This is a genomic window from Nocardia salmonicida NBRC 13393 (genome assembly GCF_001613085.1).
GTDB lineage: Bacteria > Actinomycetota > Actinomycetes > Mycobacteriales > Mycobacteriaceae > Nocardia > Nocardia salmonicida.
The window spans coordinates 93,613-108,233 of sequence record NZ_BDBR01000015.1 but is presented as its reverse complement, the minus strand read 5'-3'; the positions used below and the strand labels follow the sequence as shown (position 1 = coordinate 108,233).

15 protein-coding genes are annotated in these 14,621 nt (G+C 66.4%); 12 read left to right on the top strand and 3 right to left on the bottom strand.

What is annotated here, in order from left to right:
* Positions 1 to 40 precede the first annotated feature (40 nt).
* Together NS1_RS17520 and NS1_RS17515 are read left to right on the top strand one after the other, a co-directional pair.
* Positions 41 to 496, top strand: coding sequence for a hypothetical protein (locus NS1_RS17520; protein ID WP_062985970.1), 456 nt, complete (start codon positions 41 to 43; stop codon positions 494 to 496).
* Between the two features lie 166 nt (positions 497 to 662).
* Positions 663 to 1,229 carry a P-loop nucleotide/nucleoside kinase family protein gene (locus NS1_RS17515; protein WP_062985968.1) on the top strand — a complete coding sequence of 189 codons (567 nt, stop codon included), beginning with the start codon at positions 663 to 665 and terminating at the stop codon, positions 1,227 to 1,229.
* A gap of 413 nt (positions 1,230 to 1,642) precedes the next feature.
* On the opposite strand, the gene NS1_RS40085 is transcribed toward NS1_RS17515, so the two are convergent.
* Entirely contained in the window at positions 1,643 to 2,164 is a 522-nt protein-coding gene (locus NS1_RS40085) for a hypothetical protein (protein ID WP_157125273.1), read from the bottom strand.
* A gap of 341 nt (positions 2,165 to 2,505) precedes the next feature.
* Between NS1_RS40085 and NS1_RS17510 the strand changes: the two genes are divergently transcribed.
* Both NS1_RS17510 and NS1_RS42420 read left to right on the top strand, forming a co-directional pair.
* Positions 2,506 to 4,299: a hypothetical protein gene (locus NS1_RS17510; RefSeq protein WP_062985966.1), complete on the top strand. Its 1,794-nt coding sequence runs from the start codon at positions 2,506 to 2,508 to the stop codon at positions 4,297 to 4,299.
* A 112-nt stretch (positions 4,300 to 4,411) separates the two neighbouring features.
* On the top strand, positions 4,412 to 4,669 hold the full coding sequence (locus tag NS1_RS42420; protein ID WP_169812793.1) for a VOC family protein: 258 nt from the start codon (positions 4,412 to 4,414) through the stop codon (positions 4,667 to 4,669).
* Between the two features lie 60 nt (positions 4,670 to 4,729).
* On the opposite strand, the gene NS1_RS17505 is transcribed toward NS1_RS42420, so the two are convergent.
* On the bottom strand, positions 4,730 to 5,455 hold the full coding sequence (locus NS1_RS17505) for a hypothetical protein (RefSeq protein ID WP_062985964.1): 726 nt from the start codon (positions 5,453 to 5,455) through the stop codon (positions 4,730 to 4,732).
* 736 nt (positions 5,456 to 6,191) lie between these two features.
* Here NS1_RS17505 and NS1_RS17495 point away from each other — a divergent pair.
* From NS1_RS17495 to NS1_RS17460, 8 genes are all read left to right on the top strand, one after another.
* The gene (locus tag NS1_RS17495) at positions 6,192 to 6,785 is read left to right on the top strand and encodes a hypothetical protein (RefSeq protein WP_218019938.1); all 594 of its coding nucleotides are present in this window, start codon (positions 6,192 to 6,194) and stop codon (positions 6,783 to 6,785) included.
* Positions 6,786 to 6,872: 87 nt separating this feature from the next.
* Positions 6,873 to 7,481, top strand: coding sequence for a GNAT family N-acetyltransferase (locus tag NS1_RS17490; RefSeq protein ID WP_157125272.1), 609 nt, complete (start codon positions 6,873 to 6,875; stop codon positions 7,479 to 7,481).
* Positions 7,482 to 7,560: 79 nt separating this feature from the next.
* The gene (locus NS1_RS17485) at positions 7,561 to 8,997 is read left to right on the top strand and encodes a hypothetical protein (RefSeq protein ID WP_062985958.1); all 1,437 of its coding nucleotides are present in this window, start codon (positions 7,561 to 7,563) and stop codon (positions 8,995 to 8,997) included.
* Between the two features lie 56 nt (positions 8,998 to 9,053).
* Entirely contained in the window at positions 9,054 to 10,457 is a 1,404-nt protein-coding gene (locus tag NS1_RS17480) for an NAD(P)/FAD-dependent oxidoreductase (RefSeq protein WP_062985956.1), read from the top strand.
* A 65-nt stretch (positions 10,458 to 10,522) separates the two neighbouring features.
* Entirely contained in the window at positions 10,523 to 11,005 is a 483-nt protein-coding gene (locus NS1_RS17475; RefSeq protein WP_062985954.1) for a macro domain-containing protein, read from the top strand.
* A gap of 149 nt (positions 11,006 to 11,154) precedes the next feature.
* The gene (locus NS1_RS17470) at positions 11,155 to 11,685 is read left to right on the top strand and encodes a hypothetical protein (protein WP_062985952.1); all 531 of its coding nucleotides are present in this window, start codon (positions 11,155 to 11,157) and stop codon (positions 11,683 to 11,685) included.
* 262 nt (positions 11,686 to 11,947) lie between these two features.
* On the top strand, positions 11,948 to 13,369 hold the full coding sequence (locus tag NS1_RS17465; RefSeq protein WP_062985950.1) for a hypothetical protein: 1,422 nt from the start codon (positions 11,948 to 11,950) through the stop codon (positions 13,367 to 13,369).
* Between the two features lie 42 nt (positions 13,370 to 13,411).
* Entirely contained in the window at positions 13,412 to 13,858 is a 447-nt protein-coding gene (locus NS1_RS17460) for a hypothetical protein (RefSeq protein ID WP_062985948.1), read from the top strand.
* A 126-nt stretch (positions 13,859 to 13,984) separates the two neighbouring features.
* Here the strand turns inward: NS1_RS17460 and NS1_RS17455 are convergent, their stop codons facing one another.
* Positions 13,985 to 14,527, bottom strand: coding sequence for a hypothetical protein (locus NS1_RS17455; RefSeq protein ID WP_062985946.1), 543 nt, complete (start codon positions 14,525 to 14,527; stop codon positions 13,985 to 13,987).
* Positions 14,528 to 14,621: the final 94 nt, after the last annotated feature.

Below are 14,621 nucleotides of genomic sequence, written 5' to 3'. Positions count from 1 at the left end.
CCGCCGACCCCGGCTGCCACATACCAAGGAGGCACAGGATTTGAGCGAGACCGCAATCGACCCGATCGCAGACGCACGCCAGCACTACCAAGACATCTGGGACCAATCCCGAGGACTGTGGGACCTGCGACCCTGGTTCGAACACCTGATGGCGCCGGAAACAGCCATGGAATGGCTCGGCTCCGACACGGTCCCTATCTCGGAGCTGTTCCTGTGGCCGCCGATCCTCACCGCGCTGGACCGCGAGGAGCTCCCGCTCGACGACATCGCCCTCTTCGCTCGCATCAACCCAACCCCCGAACTCACCGCCCTGTTCATCGAGGTCCGTGACGGCCAATGGAAATACCGCCCCGCCGAGCTGGTCGCTCGATTCACCGAACTCACCATCACCGAGCCTATGAAGGCCCTGCTCGAACAGTGCCTGCGCTTCTCCCCTGAATTCCAGGCCGCAGCGGCCAACGCGCGCAAGCTGTACGAGGCCGAGCAGCGACCTTGACGTGACGGCGGCATCCGATCCGCAACCCATCCATCAAACAGTGAAGTGGCACCTCTCATTGCCGTCAACGAGTGTTTGCCGCGACTCACGCGCGCTGCCGGGGCAACATGGTCGGATGACAATTCCTGCGAATGCTCCACGGCCTCTACCGTTTTCGTCGATTGCGTTGACCTCGCTGCGGCAGCTCGCGACGGTGGCGACAAGCGGGGTGACGATCATCTGCGGGTTCCCGGCATCGGGAAAATCCACGGCGACACGGTTTCTGGCCGACCTGGTGGATCCTGTCGTGCTGGACAAAGATACCTTCGCGCCGCGGCTCGAGGAATCGGTGATGTCGGAATTGAACGGCAGCCCCTTCGACCGCGACAGCGACCTCTACCGCCGGGTCGTCGCCCCACACGTCTACTCGGCTCTGCTGAGTCACGCGGTAAGGGTCGGGGCTCGCTGCCCGGTCCTCGTCGATGCCCCGTTCCTGGGGCACGTCCGAGCCGCCGCGGACAGCGGCGTGCTCCTCTCCGACTACATCCGATCAGTCACCGAGACTACTGATGTCGAGATCCGGACGGCGTGGGTGAACACCGACACCGCCCGGATCCGAGAGCGCATGGTCGAGCGCGGCGCCGACCGAGATCAGCCCAAGCTCACGGCCTGGGACGACTACCGCACCGCGGTGCTGGACTCGGGGTTGGCACAGCAAGGCCCGGCCGTCGTCGACCACGTCGTCGCGAACTGAACTTTCCGAGGAGGCAGGTCACCCAGCGGCGGCGCACGGCCCTGTGGTCGCTATAGCTCTGGGTGGGCGCGATCTGGAGCGCGGTGGGCACTCACGTTCCATCTCGCTCACCGTCGTGGCGATGCCAACAAACCACTCAGACACGCTGACTACGTTGATGATTCGCTCGAACCAGCGCCAACATCTGACGCGTTGATCGAGCACCATGCTGAACTGCTCTTCGATCGAGGTTGGGACGGCCGCAATCGCACCCGCCCAGATGCAGGTCGACTGCGGCCGCCGCCGCATCTATCTCGGCCATCGTCTATTCGCCGAACATCGGGAAGGACCGCCCGGTCAGGACGTGTGCTATCAGCGAGGGCACCGACCCCTCCCCTGGCATGTTCAACGTCAGCGGCCCAGCGAGAACGAAGTCAGCGACCGTGCGCGGCGCACGAACCGCGGCCGCCGGTTGCAATCGCGCAGCGCTGCCCGTTGGGTTTCAACGCACCGCATTGCAGCTCGGGCGCATGGATATGGCAAAGGTTTCGTCCGGGAAGCGCCCCGATGTTGCACGGACGACCAGACTTTGTGGCTCCAACACAACGCACGCTGGTGTGATCACGGGTGTCGATGGCTGCTTCGAGTTCCTTGTTGTGCTGGGCAGCGACGCGGTGGCCGTGCCGCGACTGTGCTTGTCGACCCCGTTCGGCGTCATCTAGATCGGCCGGGGTCATACCGGCATAGGGTTCCTCGCCCTTGATCCAGCACCCGGCGGCATAGGCGGCGATCCCGTCCCGACTTTGCGAGTGCAGCCATCCGATCTTGCCTAGCCCACGGAACGCCAGATCGTAGGGCTCCTGGTCAGGTTCCCGCTCGACATGGTGCGCGATGTACTCCACTGCGGCGCGGGCCAACTGCGCGCGTTCTGGAATAGTTGGTTTGCGACGGGACATCCTCGCACCGTAAAGGCCGAGCGCCGAAACCTCGTTTCGAATCGCCAGATCGATCCGATGCCTCCTCAGACGATGCCCGGGTTCGGCGCTCAGAACCGAACGGTTGACCGGACCGCCGTTTCGCCGTCGATGAGGCGGCCGGCAATCCACGGAGCTGCGTCTGGCGGTCCTCGAACAGGCGCATGCGATGTCAGTACGAGGTTCCCTGGCCCTACACGGTCTCCCGGCAGCTACCGCAGGGCCGCCTTCTGGGGTGCATCGGGGCAAGGGCCAGGGAACCGATCGCAGGGAGCAGTGGATGCGCCAACGTGAATGCTGTAGCGAGACATAGAATCTCCCGCGTGACCGAGACTTCCGAATCGCGGACTGGCATCGAAGCTCTGTCGGCTCTCGTCCCCACCGTCATTCCCGACGATGTGGCCGATCCGGAGCTCGTGACGATCGGCGAACGCTACTGGTCCATAGACGGGTTCGCCGAAGAATTCGGGACGCCGATATGGAGTGAGAAGGTCCGCGATATCGACACCCAAGAGTGGGGTCAGCAGCCCCACTCCGTCGCCGCAGCAGGGGTGCGAGCAGTCGTTCCGGGGCGAACATGCCCCGGATGCGCTGGGCCGCTCAGCCTCACGTCTCGATCCGCGTTCGCGCAACTGTGCATCGGCAACCCACCCGACTGCGTCGAGTGCACTCCCTCGCTGCTGCGTGCGATCCAAACGGTCATCGACCCCGCACGCAAAGCAGGAAGAGACGCGGCCAGGATCAAAAGACAGGCCGCACAAGTGCGCGACGACGCGCGCGATCGGTGGCACCAGATCCAACAAGAGGTTCTCGACGAGCAATACGGGGCAGCGTTCCCCTCGCCCGAACGGCTGCTACCCGATACTGGAGTGCGAGAACAGATCGCCGCGTTGGCACTGCTGCGGTACGCCCCCAGCACCGCGCCGATCGAGCCGGTCGCAGATTGGCCAGAGCCCTGGCACCCCGACCGACACAAGGTTGTCGAGCTCCTGGGGGACTTGGTGGACACGGACCTGGTACGCATCGCGGCTTCTAGCCCTGCGGCCGCGTTTGTATGGGTGCACGAGAGTTTCGATGCCGCACGGCGGATTGCCAATGGTGATCTCGACACGTTGCCGACACCGCAACTCACCGGCTCGTACTATCCGACCAAGGTCTTCTTCTACGTGCCCGGCGGAAGCAGCCCAGAAGCCGCCGCGCAACGCCTTGATGCCCAGCTTGTGGCTGCGCTCAACCCCGCCACCATGACCACAGATCGTCGCATCGAACTGCTGGATGTGGTTGCCGAGCTCCTCGCCGCTGAAGCAGCGCGCTACCTCAACGATCAGCTCAAAGAGCACAATCTGCCCGCAGTCCCGGTGAACCAGCAAGCCAGAATGTGGGCCGCGATCGAAAGACTCGTCGAGCACAGGTCCCTGGGCGAGATCTACAGCCTCGTGTGGAAATCCGCCCGCATAGCTGCCGTGGCTGCGCAGAAGAATCCGCAGGCTCGGCGAGAGAACATGAGTACGCACGCGGTCAACCGGTTGGAGTCCCTTGCCAAGCGCGCAGTCTCCGAGCCTGGGTGGGAGATCAATCCGTTCGACGAGGTCTCCGGTGTCGGTCACGGACTCGCCGCGATGACTCGCACGCTGTTCTTCACCATTCTCGATAGCGACCCGTTGCGAACAACGTGCCTGCAGGTCGTGGTGAACCTACCCGCGCCCGTAGACGAGACGTCGGTCGACGAGCCCCTCGCCCCGAGCGTGCATGACGACGAACGCGCACAGACTCTCGCGTGGCTGCACGCCCACCCTGACACTTGGAATCCCGACGAGGTTCTTACCGCCCTCGATGCCATCGTGGCTTCCCCTGAAGATGGCCCGGTATGGGTGTTCGAAGCGACGGTGGTCGCTCGTGGAGCGGGCGATCTGCGTGATCTCTTCACGCAGATCGCGCCGACTGTCGGCATGAGGAATGCGGCACTGTCGGTCCTGGCCGCAACAGCTATGCTCGCCGACCCACTCGTTGTCGGTGGCGGCGAATCACTCGCAGTCGGGGAGGTACTCTTCCGCCGGTTGAGCTTTTTGCTTCTCAGCCGACCGGACGACGCTGTCGAAGACGACCCGCACATATAGGCGATCGATGTTCGACGACCTCGACTGTGCGACGCGGTTCTGATGCCGAGCCCTCGGCGCCACCGAGGAAACGAACATCGAGCAGAGCCAACGGATATACCGCCGACTCCAGATGCCTGACACCGACGTCCGGATACTGCTCCAAGCGACCACCGACCCCCAAGTCGTCCAAATCCCGGATGCACCTCGACATCGAGACCGACGATGCCGACGCCGAGGACACGCCAGACTCGAAGCGCTCGGTGCCGTGAGCGTCGATCACCAGCAAGAACGCGGGTTGGAATTCTGGGTCCTCCAGGATCCCTGGAAGAACGAATTCTGCGTGCTCCACGCAGAATTCGCGGCACTACTATCTGACCGGCCAGCGTGACAGTAGCCGGTCTCGCCGAGACGGCAGGCGCGCCTTGACCTGCCGTCCGGCGGCATCGGCTCAGCTGGGGATTGCCGCCGGCGGCAACCGCGGATCGGTCGACGCGGTGAGCAGTGCAGCGGCGAACACCGAGTGCGCGGTACGGGCGGCGTCGAGCAGCCACACCACCGGCGCGAATTCACCGGCGGTAATGAGAATCTCGTCGACTCGACGGCCAGCGGTGTCGACATCGGTCTCGACGTGCGCGGCGAGCTCGCCCACGTGGATCGAAGGCACCGGGATCGGCGCGCTCGCGTGAAGGAGCGACTCCACGCTCGCAGGGTCGAGGCGATCCGCGTCGATGACTGTGTGGCGAATACACCAGCTCGGACATCCAGAGGCATCCAGCGGCTCGTCGGCCGCGTCGATCAACTCGCCCAGTGCGGCGTGCACAACCGCGGCCTCGGACAAGGTCCACCACAGGTCGCCCTCGACTCCGGCATGCACCACGACATCGATCGTGCTTGTCGCCGGGAGCGCGTCGATCGTCGCACTGAGCTGGATCGCGGTGTCCCCACCCGCTTCGGAGCGGCCGACCGGGACCGAGACCCCGTTGTGGACGGCAAATCCGGTGTCGGCCGGATCCAGCCCATCACCTTCGTGAAATCGGTGCTCGACACACCAGGCCGGGCACAACGTCAGCTCATCCGGTGTGCCGACCACCATGTGCCGGGCGGCCGCATAGGACAGGTTCAGGGCCGCTTTGCGGGATCGGGCACGTTGTTTGCGGCGCGCGTTGGAAGTCATCAGACCATCTCTCCGGCAGCGTCCCGCGTCCCCCGCCAGGTGAATATGACTGGCCAACAGCGTCTCTCGGCGCGATCCGCGCCCGAAGGGCGGACCTTGTTCCGGATCGTAGCCGGGAGCACGCGGGGCTCGGATCGGCTCGGAATCAGGCGGGCGCTACTGCATCCAATACTGTAGCTGTCCACGACCTCGCGCTGACGCGTCCGCGGTAAACTTCTCTGCGGCACGGTTACGCGTGCCCGCTCCGAGCCGCGACGGCCCACGCCCGCCCGCGGCAGCGAAGACAAGGTTCCCGCCCGAATCGCGTAGCAGCAGCGACAACGCCAGGTCATCCAAGTACCCCGGCGGGATCGGGCGTGGGACATCCCGCGAGACGGAGCTCACGATGACTCGCAACCGCCGCACCAAGGCCAAGGTCCGCAGCCACCAGGCCCAGACTGATACCCCGTACATGGTCGCGCGCCGCCAACTCAACATCCCCGCCGCCCCAGCCGGGACCGAAATACCTTCCAGCTCTTCGCAGCTCCTTCCGCCGCTGCGGCCCTGGACGACGTGGACCTATTGCAAATTCTGGACAGGTATCGCTGCCGAGCACGGCCCGCTAATGGCGGTCACGGTCAGCTCCGGCCCACGGTGGTGGGAGCTCGATGATGTGGTTCGAAAGGCTTGCGGGGCACTGCAGGACCGGCCCACCGAGGAACGAGATCTATGGATCGGGAATTTGAGCGGTTACTCGGTGACCAAGCGCGAGCATCTGCCCGGCGTGCTCGAAGGGATGAGAGCGGCCGGCGCGCTGTCGCGATTGACCGTTCGTGAAATCCCCGACGGCTCCCGGTGCGACCACGCACGCTGCCGTCGCCGCCGCGGCGAGCCCGTCCGGCGGCGCCCGGCGACGACGCCGCCTTCCATCCCGCAGATCAACTCCGCGGCCCTCGGGCCGATGCTGACCTTGGCGAAGGTGATGGAACAGAACCCAGCGCTCAACTGCTCCGGTATCGGCGTGTACCGCGAGCCGGGTAGCACCCTCGCGCAGCACCGCGCTGCGCTCGAGGAGGAACGACGCGCACTCACCAACCACGAGGCCGCGATCATGAACATCGCGGCCTTGCTGCGAGACAACATCCGCCCGATCAAATCCACCCCCATCGGCTCCTACGACATGAAACACGTGGTGCAGAGAGCGATCGGCTCCTACGTGTCCAACGGTGACCTCATCGCTGCCGCCCTCATTGCGAAATACCCGTACCGGCACATCGATGGCCCGAACGTTGAGCTCGGGATGAGCCAGCGCGATGTGAACAGGCTCAGAAACGTCAGGCCGCGCACGTAGAACTCAGCCGTGCTCCCCGAGAAGATGCGGATGAGCAGAACCTGTCGGTGACCGAGGGCACAATCGGCGCAATGCCGAAGGGGGCCAATGACTATGGTGGGTGAACACACCGACAGCGATTCTGCAGACGTCGATGAGCAGGCCGAGGATGTGTACGCGCAGTACCTGCGGCCACCTCCATCCCACCCGTTTTTGCGGGCGCTGAACCCGCAGAGACGATACCGACGATGGAAAACCCTGCGCACCATCAGGTTCGAGGCCTTCGGCCCGCCGATCACCGCAGGTGCCGCCACCGACGTCCGCTCGATCACGCTGTACCACCGCGACCGAGACGGCTGGCCGGTCGGGAAGGTCAGCTATTTGATTTGCCACCACTGCCGCCGCGCCTTCATCGGCAACCTCGACGTGAACCCGAGCCTGCAGGGACAAGGCATCGCAACCCGCGTGCTGGCCGACATACGCAAGCAGATCCCCGGCTACACCTGGCTCACCAGCCGCCATATGCCCACGGCGAAGTCGTTCTGGCTGCTGATGGCCGAACGCACCGGCGAGGACTACGCCGACACCGAACCCGATCACACCTGCGAGCACATGGCTCCATTCTGGCGCGGCGGCGCGACCTGGGCGAACACCGACAGCAACGACAACCCGACAGGCCGACGAAGGCCCCGACGGCCCGAACCCAGCGCCTGGTGAAGCTCCACAACCAGGCTGGTGACAGCGAAATCCATTGCCGAAACACCCATTCGGCACAGTCGAACAGGAGGGCCGCCCCATGTCGCAGTGGGAGATCGACAAACTGAACTACGACGAGCTGAGCCAGGAATTCGGCGCCGATCGGCGATGGCTGCGCGAACCGGGATTCCCCGACAGCCACCGCGACGCCGACGGACAGCCCCGCTGGCACGCGGATCAGGTATGGGCATGGCTGGCTGCACACGCCCCCGACGCCGCCGCCGTGGTGCCGTTGCAATATTGGCCACGCGGAGACGCGGTCTACCAGCAAGCACGTGAGATCAAGGACGCAGTGGTCCAAGACTGGTCGGTGCACGGCATCGTGCTGCGGCTGCTGTGGCCCACCGTGCTCACGCTCTGGGGCGACCGACTGGCCGCCGAAGCATCCACCCTGGTCCCGCAGGTGCCGCGGGTGATCCGGATCCGCTCGGACTTCGGGTTCCGCGGGCCGACGTTGGCGGTCCACGACGAGCACGGCACCATCCTCGAGTCCGTCAAACCGGTCTGGCCGGAGCTCGCGTTGCTCCTGGGCGGACGGGCACCATATTGGCCCGACGGACTCCGCGACACAGCCGCGATGCGCCAGTGGCAACCCGGCGATCCGACGGCCATCGTGTCGGTCACCGGCGCGCAACCGGACCCGGCGCCGCTGTTGCGGCTGGCCGACACCTTGCCCGACACCACCACCGCCCACGCCGTGCTGGTCAATCTCGCCCATGGCTCGTTGTGCCGCGCGAGCAACGACGTCGCCGAGACGGTCAAGGAGATGGCCGCAGACCCGAACAGGGCGCAGTGGACTGTCTTGGCCGCGACCAATCCGCCGGCACCCGAACCCGTCGAGCTCAACGACGTCGTGCTGCGCGACGGGTGGCTCAGCGTCACCGCGCGCACCGACACCCTCGCTCACGAGGCCGTTCTCGCGGTCCTCGCCTCCGGACACACCGACGGATTCCCGTACACCGCCGCCGAACGTGTCGACCCCAGCGCTGGACTCGGCGTCGAATGGGCTGCCCGCCTACTCCCCACCGCCCCCAGCGCCGGCTTCCAAATCCTCTACGGGCATCTGGCCCCCGGCGAAGAAGCCACGATCACCGACTACCTGACCGACCCGGCCACCGACGCGCCCGCAGTCCGCCTGGCCTCGGGCGACATCGTTGCCGCCGTCCCCCATCGACTGCCGACGACCAGCGCGCTGGCCGCGCTCACCCTCGACAAACCGATCTGGGTCCGCCTGGCCGACGGAACCATCCACTTCGTCCCGCGCCGCGACGCCCCGGGAATCAACTGGGGCTATCGAGGCAGCGGCACCAGCACCCTCGCCCAGCTCATCGCCGACTTGCTCGACGACATCACCGCCCCCGCCCCCGAGCGGTTCACCAGCGACAGCCCCGGACTCGAGAAACTGCTGACCACCGACTGGCCCCACAACACCACCTTCGCCCGCGACCAGCTCGACACCGCCCACCAACAGCGGTAACCCAGCCCCGCACAGGCGTTCAACTTCAGAACCGGCCCAGGTGAGGGGAGCTCAGCATGGCGAAGGTCGTCGTTGTTGGTGGTGGGATCGCGGGGCTTGCCGTCGCGCTGTTCCTGGGACGGCGCGGCCACGACATCACGGTGCTGGAAAAGGAACGCCGAAGCGCCGGAGTGGATCTCGACGAAGACTTCTTCGGTTGGCGGCGCCCCAGCGTGCCTCAGGCCGTGCAACCGCATACGTTGCACGCCCCGGTGCGCACGGTGCTGCGCGCTCGAGCTCCCGACGTCTACGCCGCGATGATCGAGCTCGGCGCACAAGAACACCACGCCTTCGACCCGTTTCCGCACCGACCGGTACCGAAGCCAGGTGATGAGGATCTGGTGACGGTGCGCGCCCGCCGCATCGTCGTCGAGCACGCACTCGCCGTCGCGGTAGGCCACCAACACCGCGTCCGGACCTCGCACGGAGCAACACCGTCCGGGCTACGAATCGACCGCGCAACCCGCGCGCTACGCGTCACCGGTGTCGTCTGCGATCACACGGTGGTGCCTGCGGATCTGGTCATCGACGCCGCGGGACGGCGTTCGCCGATCCCGAGATGGCTGGTCGAAGCTGGTGTGCGCGCACCGGAAACGCGAAGCCACCGCACCAACATCGCCTACTTCTGCCGGTGGTACCGGCGCCGCCCCAACGATGTCCGCCAGCCCGAACCCGCGGTCACCGGCTCGTCGACGCCATTCGCGCGCGGCGGCGTATTCCCCAGCGACAACGGCATCTTCGCGGTTCACCTGCTGGTCTCAACTCGCGATCCCACGAGGGCCGCGCTGCGTGACCCTGCGACGTTCGAAGCCGTCGCGCGACGATTTCCCGGCTGCCGCGAGTGGCTCGATCTCGACAGCGACCCTGTCAGCGACGTGCACGCCATGGCCGGATTGGACAACCGCACCACCTGCCTTGTCGCCGACGGTGAGCCGATCGTCACCGGTCTGCTCACCGTCGGTGACGCCGCGATGCACACCAACCCCACCCTCGGACTGGGCATTCCACAGGCACTGCTGTCAGCACAATGGGTGGCCGACCACGTCGATCACGTCTCCGACACCGACCTCGCCGTGGCGCATCACCGCTGGAACAGCAAGACACTGCTTCCCTGGTTCGAACATCAGGTCCGCACGGACGCACTGAACGAGGCCCGCCTCGGCGGGAGCGCCGAGCAGCAGCCCGACGACCGTTCCGCAGCAGTCGCGGCAGCAGCGCCCTGGTGCGCGAGGGACGACCCCCAGGTGATGCGCGCGCACGCACGCGTACGTCATCTGATGGAACTCCCCGATGTCGCCTATGCCGACCCTGAAGTCGAACAGCGTGTCCTGCGTTGGCTCGCCACCCATCCCAACGTCTCGGGACCGACCGGTCCGAGCCGTCTCCACTGGGAACTGCTCACCGGCGGCGGATCGAGCTGATCTGCTACCTCTCGTTGTCGGTACCCGCTGCTACCGTCACGCGCCGACGACGAGGAGGCTCCCCCATGTCCCTACCGATCAGCTACATCACCGAGGACGCCACCACACCCACCGGTGACGGGCCGAAGATCATCGCCCACATCGTCAATGACGCCGGACGCTGGGGCCGCGGGTTCGTCACCGCCATATCGCATCGGTGGCCAGAATCAGAACAGTCCTATCGGCGTTGGCACCGCGACCGCATCGCCAATGACTTCGCCCTCGGCGCCGTCCAACTCGTCGCTGTCGACGACGATCTCCACGTCGCCAACATGATCGGGCAGCACGGCATCCGGACCTCGCGCGCCACGACCGCACCGATCCGCTACGATGCCCTCGGCCGCTGCCTGTCCAGCCTCTCCTCCACCGCGAGCACCCTCGGCGCGACAGTCCACATGCCACGGATCGGCACAGGCCTGGCCGGAGGAGTCTGGGACCAGATCGAGCCGCTGATCACCGACAGGCTGTGCGGCAACGGCGTCGCGGTCACCGTCTACGACTGGCCCTGACACTCAGACGAATGCCTGTGTGCGCCACCAGAACACCCCGTGCAGCTCGACCTCGCACTGCACAACAGAACGTGCCGAGTTTGTCGGTCCCCAGGTTCATGCTGAATCCAGCGCGACCAACAGAAACGACACGCCACCGGAGGATCGACATGGGACAGCATCCAGGCCAGAACAACGACCAAGACTACTTCGACAAGCACTTCATCCACGTGTTCGGCATGTCCCCCGGTCAGGCCAATTCCTCACCGATCTGGAACAACTACATCAGGCCGTTCGTCGACCCGTTCCTCGACGACCGCGACCTCGGCCGGTACAGCCACGAGGAAGAATTGCACGAACTCGTCCAACAAGCATGGGCCGACGCCGGTGTGGACAACGACCTCACCCTCCACCACGAGTACCAGCTGTCAGAAGGAACATCCCAGGCACAAGGAAGCCGAATCGACTACCTGGCAGTCTTCGACGATCAGCACACGGTCGGGATCGAGGTCAAAGCCGAAGGCAGCTGGCACTACGCCGAGAAGATCCACGAACAGCTCGAGCGCTACGCCGAAACCGGCGCGGTCAACACGATGCTGCTGCTGACCACCGACCCGGAGCTGACCGAAATCGACTGGCCCCGACACCTCGAGGTGCCGTTGTTCATCGTCGAGCTGGCCGGCCGCCGAGGTCGGCTGTAGACCGGCGGCGCTCGAAGATTCGGGCGCCGACGCGGTCGTTGGTTTCCTGTCGGTACCACCGGCTAGAGTGCGAATCCGTCAGCCGCTTCGCGCGTGGCTGCTCCCGTCGAGTTCGCGTCCCACGCCGCAACTCGTGGGGAGGAAGGTTCGCTCGAACCGCGGCGAAAAGCGTTGACCTGCACCGGTAGTTGTCCTCGTCGGAGTCTCGATCGTGGTACCGCGAACAGGGCGTGGGATGTTCGCGGGGACAAGGCCACCGATCATGACCAACACCTACCTGCGAGACGCCGCCCGCCGCCGCGCCGCCCGCTACGGCGGCTCCTACCAACGCGCCCTGCAAGCCCTCACCCGCTACGACACCCCACGCAACGCCGATGCCCCACCACGCAACCCGGCGGGGATCGACTGGACTCCCCTGCACGGCGTGGAAGTCGCCTTCGACAACGGGATCCACCAACTGCGCGGTGTCGTCCTGCCTCCCGACGGCGTGCGCCCCGGCACCGACATCCTGCGCGTCGCGGTCACCACCGGCCACACCGGGCTGGCCCCGGCCGAAGTCACCTACCTCGATGCCCGCCGCTGGACCATTTCCCCGATGCCCGCCGACGTCGATCGGCGGCATCTACCCTCACGACGGCTCACCCGCGGTGCGCGCGGATTGCCGCTCTACCGCTACGGCGACCTCCCGGCCGCGGCGCTGGCCACCCGTACCATGCTGCGCCAGCAATACCGGTCCCGTCCCGCCGAAGACCAGGCACCGATCGCCGAGTTGTTCATCCGCCGCGACTACTACGACCTCTACACCATCGACGACGCGGTCGCGCTCCGCGCGCTTACGCCAGCTCGCCACGCCGTCTGGATCGCCGCCCGCACCTGCTCACGCTGCCGTGAACAATCACCGCGCCCGTTCCAGCAACTACGCGACGGCAACCACTACTGCCCATCCTGCTACCCCCTTGCGGCAGACGACTGGTGGAACACCCGCCTGCAGACCATGCAGACCGGCGCGATCGACTGGGCTCGCGCCCTCACCACCGACCCCCGTGCCGTGCTGATCAACGTCATCGACGCCACCGTGTCCCGGGTCATCGTCACCGACATCGCCAGCGGCACCACCCTGCACGATCACAACGTCTGTTGGTCCCACCAGCTCGACGACCCTGCCGAACTGACCTGGCTGCCCGAAGACGAACGCCACGCCGCCGCCCAAGCCATCAGCCCCGCCACACTCGGCGAACTTCTGGCGCCACTGCGTCACCGCCGAATCCTCGCCTGGCGTAACACCAGCCGCGGGCTTCACCGCATGGCCTACCGCATCCCGGAACTGCCGCTGCCCGACCCGTGGTCATCGCCCAGCGCCGACGACTGCGAACGCTGGTACAGCTACTGGCTGCACCAGCCCGCCTACCAATTCAACAATCGGCAGTGGACATGGGCGACGGACTGCTTCACCACGCTCGCACTGCTCGGCCGTCCCCCGATACCCCTCGAGGAAGTGGCCTGGACAGCGGCACACGACCACCTGCCCACTCAAGCCCGCGCCGACATCGCACAGCTACACCGAATGGCCGCCGGCCTGCCCGGCCCCGAAGACATCGAGGAAACCCAAGCCACGCCGACCTCCCCGTGTCATGTCCACATCCGTCCCGACGATCTCGACCAGCAGGCCCAACAGCAGGGCTGAATCGCCGACTTCGATGCGCCACAGCCGGACTAGCCTGTGCCCATGACAACGACGGCTCCGCACAGCGCGATGACGGCGCGCTCCGAGGTCGACGCCCTAGCTGACGACCTCGAAGCGTTGCTGGCCGCCCTGCGCCATGGCCGCAACCTCGGCCTGGAGGTCACCGCCCCAGTCCAGCTCGTGCAAGCGTGCCGTGACCTGATCACAGAAGCCGACGACCCCCCTCACGACACACGAGATCGACCCAGTGTTCGCGCAACTGCCCCTGCGCCGCGCAATCTGGCACCTCATCTGCCCGGCGAGCAATTCACCGCCACCGACGTGACCGACCGCCTCGACACGCGGGGGCGCCTGGTCACACCAGCAAAAGTCAGCAACGCCCTCGGCTACTGGGTGGACCGGTCACGACTGACCCGCATCAGCAAAGGCCACTACCACTACCCCGGTTCAGCGTCCCCCGACGAGATCGAACCCACCCCGGCGCCATAGATCGCCGAAGCCAGCCCGAATACCGCTTCTACCAGCCGAAACGACACGTCCCTGCCAAGGCAGGATCCGGCGCGCTCGCCGACGGCGCTGCATTCGAACCCCGCCACAACCAGCGCGGAGCCGGGATCACTTCGGCAGGACCGAATCCGCGTACGCGCCCGCGTACGCACCAGCGACGCCACCAGCCGCCGCGCCCAACGCGACGCCCGCCGCGGTAGCGGGAAGCAGGAACAGCACCCCACCAGCGGCCATACCGACGCCGAGACCGATCGCACCGCCGACCACGCAGCCCGGACCCGGGGCGACGGTGCAGCCGATCGCGCCACCGATGAGACCGGCAGCGGCCGAGGTCGCGATGAACGGCACAGCAGCGACCGCAGCACCCGCGGCGCCACCGAACCCGCCACCGAGCAACGTGCCCTCGATCACGCCGAAGGTCACGGCATCGCTGGTCGGGCGGCCGTCGACGAACGGCTCCGGCACGCCAGGCAGCACGGGCAGGGTGGGCAGACCAGGCAGCACAGGTTCCGGCTGGTCGATCGCCGCGGCCGATGCCTGCACCGGCGCCAGTTCCGAGGGTGCGGCCGAGGCGATCCCCGCGGCGGCCGTTCCGATGGCGATCGGCAGCGCGAGCACCATGGCGCGCTGCCCCCAGGTCGTGATGATCACAAGAATTCCCTTTCAGCGGCCCGCCCGCGCACGGCGAGCAGGCCTGTCAACGGGCCGACTCCCTTCGACCCGTTGCACACTCCAGCACACTGGT

Excerpts from the sequence above, each read along its gene's own strand:
- NS1_RS40085 (WP_157125273.1), bottom strand. The coding sequence starts at position 2,164 with ATGTCCCGTCGCAAACCAACTATTCCAGAACGCGCGCAGTTGGCCCGC.
- NS1_RS42420 (WP_169812793.1), top strand. The coding sequence starts at position 4,412 with ATGCCTGACACCGACGTCCGGATACTGCTCCAAGCGACCACCGACCCC.
- NS1_RS17505 (WP_062985964.1), bottom strand. The coding sequence starts at position 5,455 with ATGACTTCCAACGCGCGCCGCAAACAACGTGCCCGATCCCGCAAAGCG.
- NS1_RS17490 (WP_157125272.1), top strand. The coding sequence starts at position 6,873 with ATGACTATGGTGGGTGAACACACCGACAGCGATTCTGCAGACGTCGAT.
- NS1_RS17485 (WP_062985958.1), top strand. The coding sequence starts at position 7,561 with ATGTCGCAGTGGGAGATCGACAAACTGAACTACGACGAGCTGAGCCAG.
- NS1_RS17480 (WP_062985956.1), top strand. The coding sequence starts at position 9,054 with ATGGCGAAGGTCGTCGTTGTTGGTGGTGGGATCGCGGGGCTTGCCGTC.
- NS1_RS17475 (WP_062985954.1), top strand. The coding sequence starts at position 10,523 with ATGTCCCTACCGATCAGCTACATCACCGAGGACGCCACCACACCCACC.
- NS1_RS17470 (WP_062985952.1), top strand. The coding sequence starts at position 11,155 with ATGGGACAGCATCCAGGCCAGAACAACGACCAAGACTACTTCGACAAG.
- NS1_RS17465 (WP_062985950.1), top strand. The coding sequence starts at position 11,948 with ATGACCAACACCTACCTGCGAGACGCCGCCCGCCGCCGCGCCGCCCGC.
- NS1_RS17460 (WP_062985948.1), top strand. The coding sequence starts at position 13,412 with ATGACAACGACGGCTCCGCACAGCGCGATGACGGCGCGCTCCGAGGTC.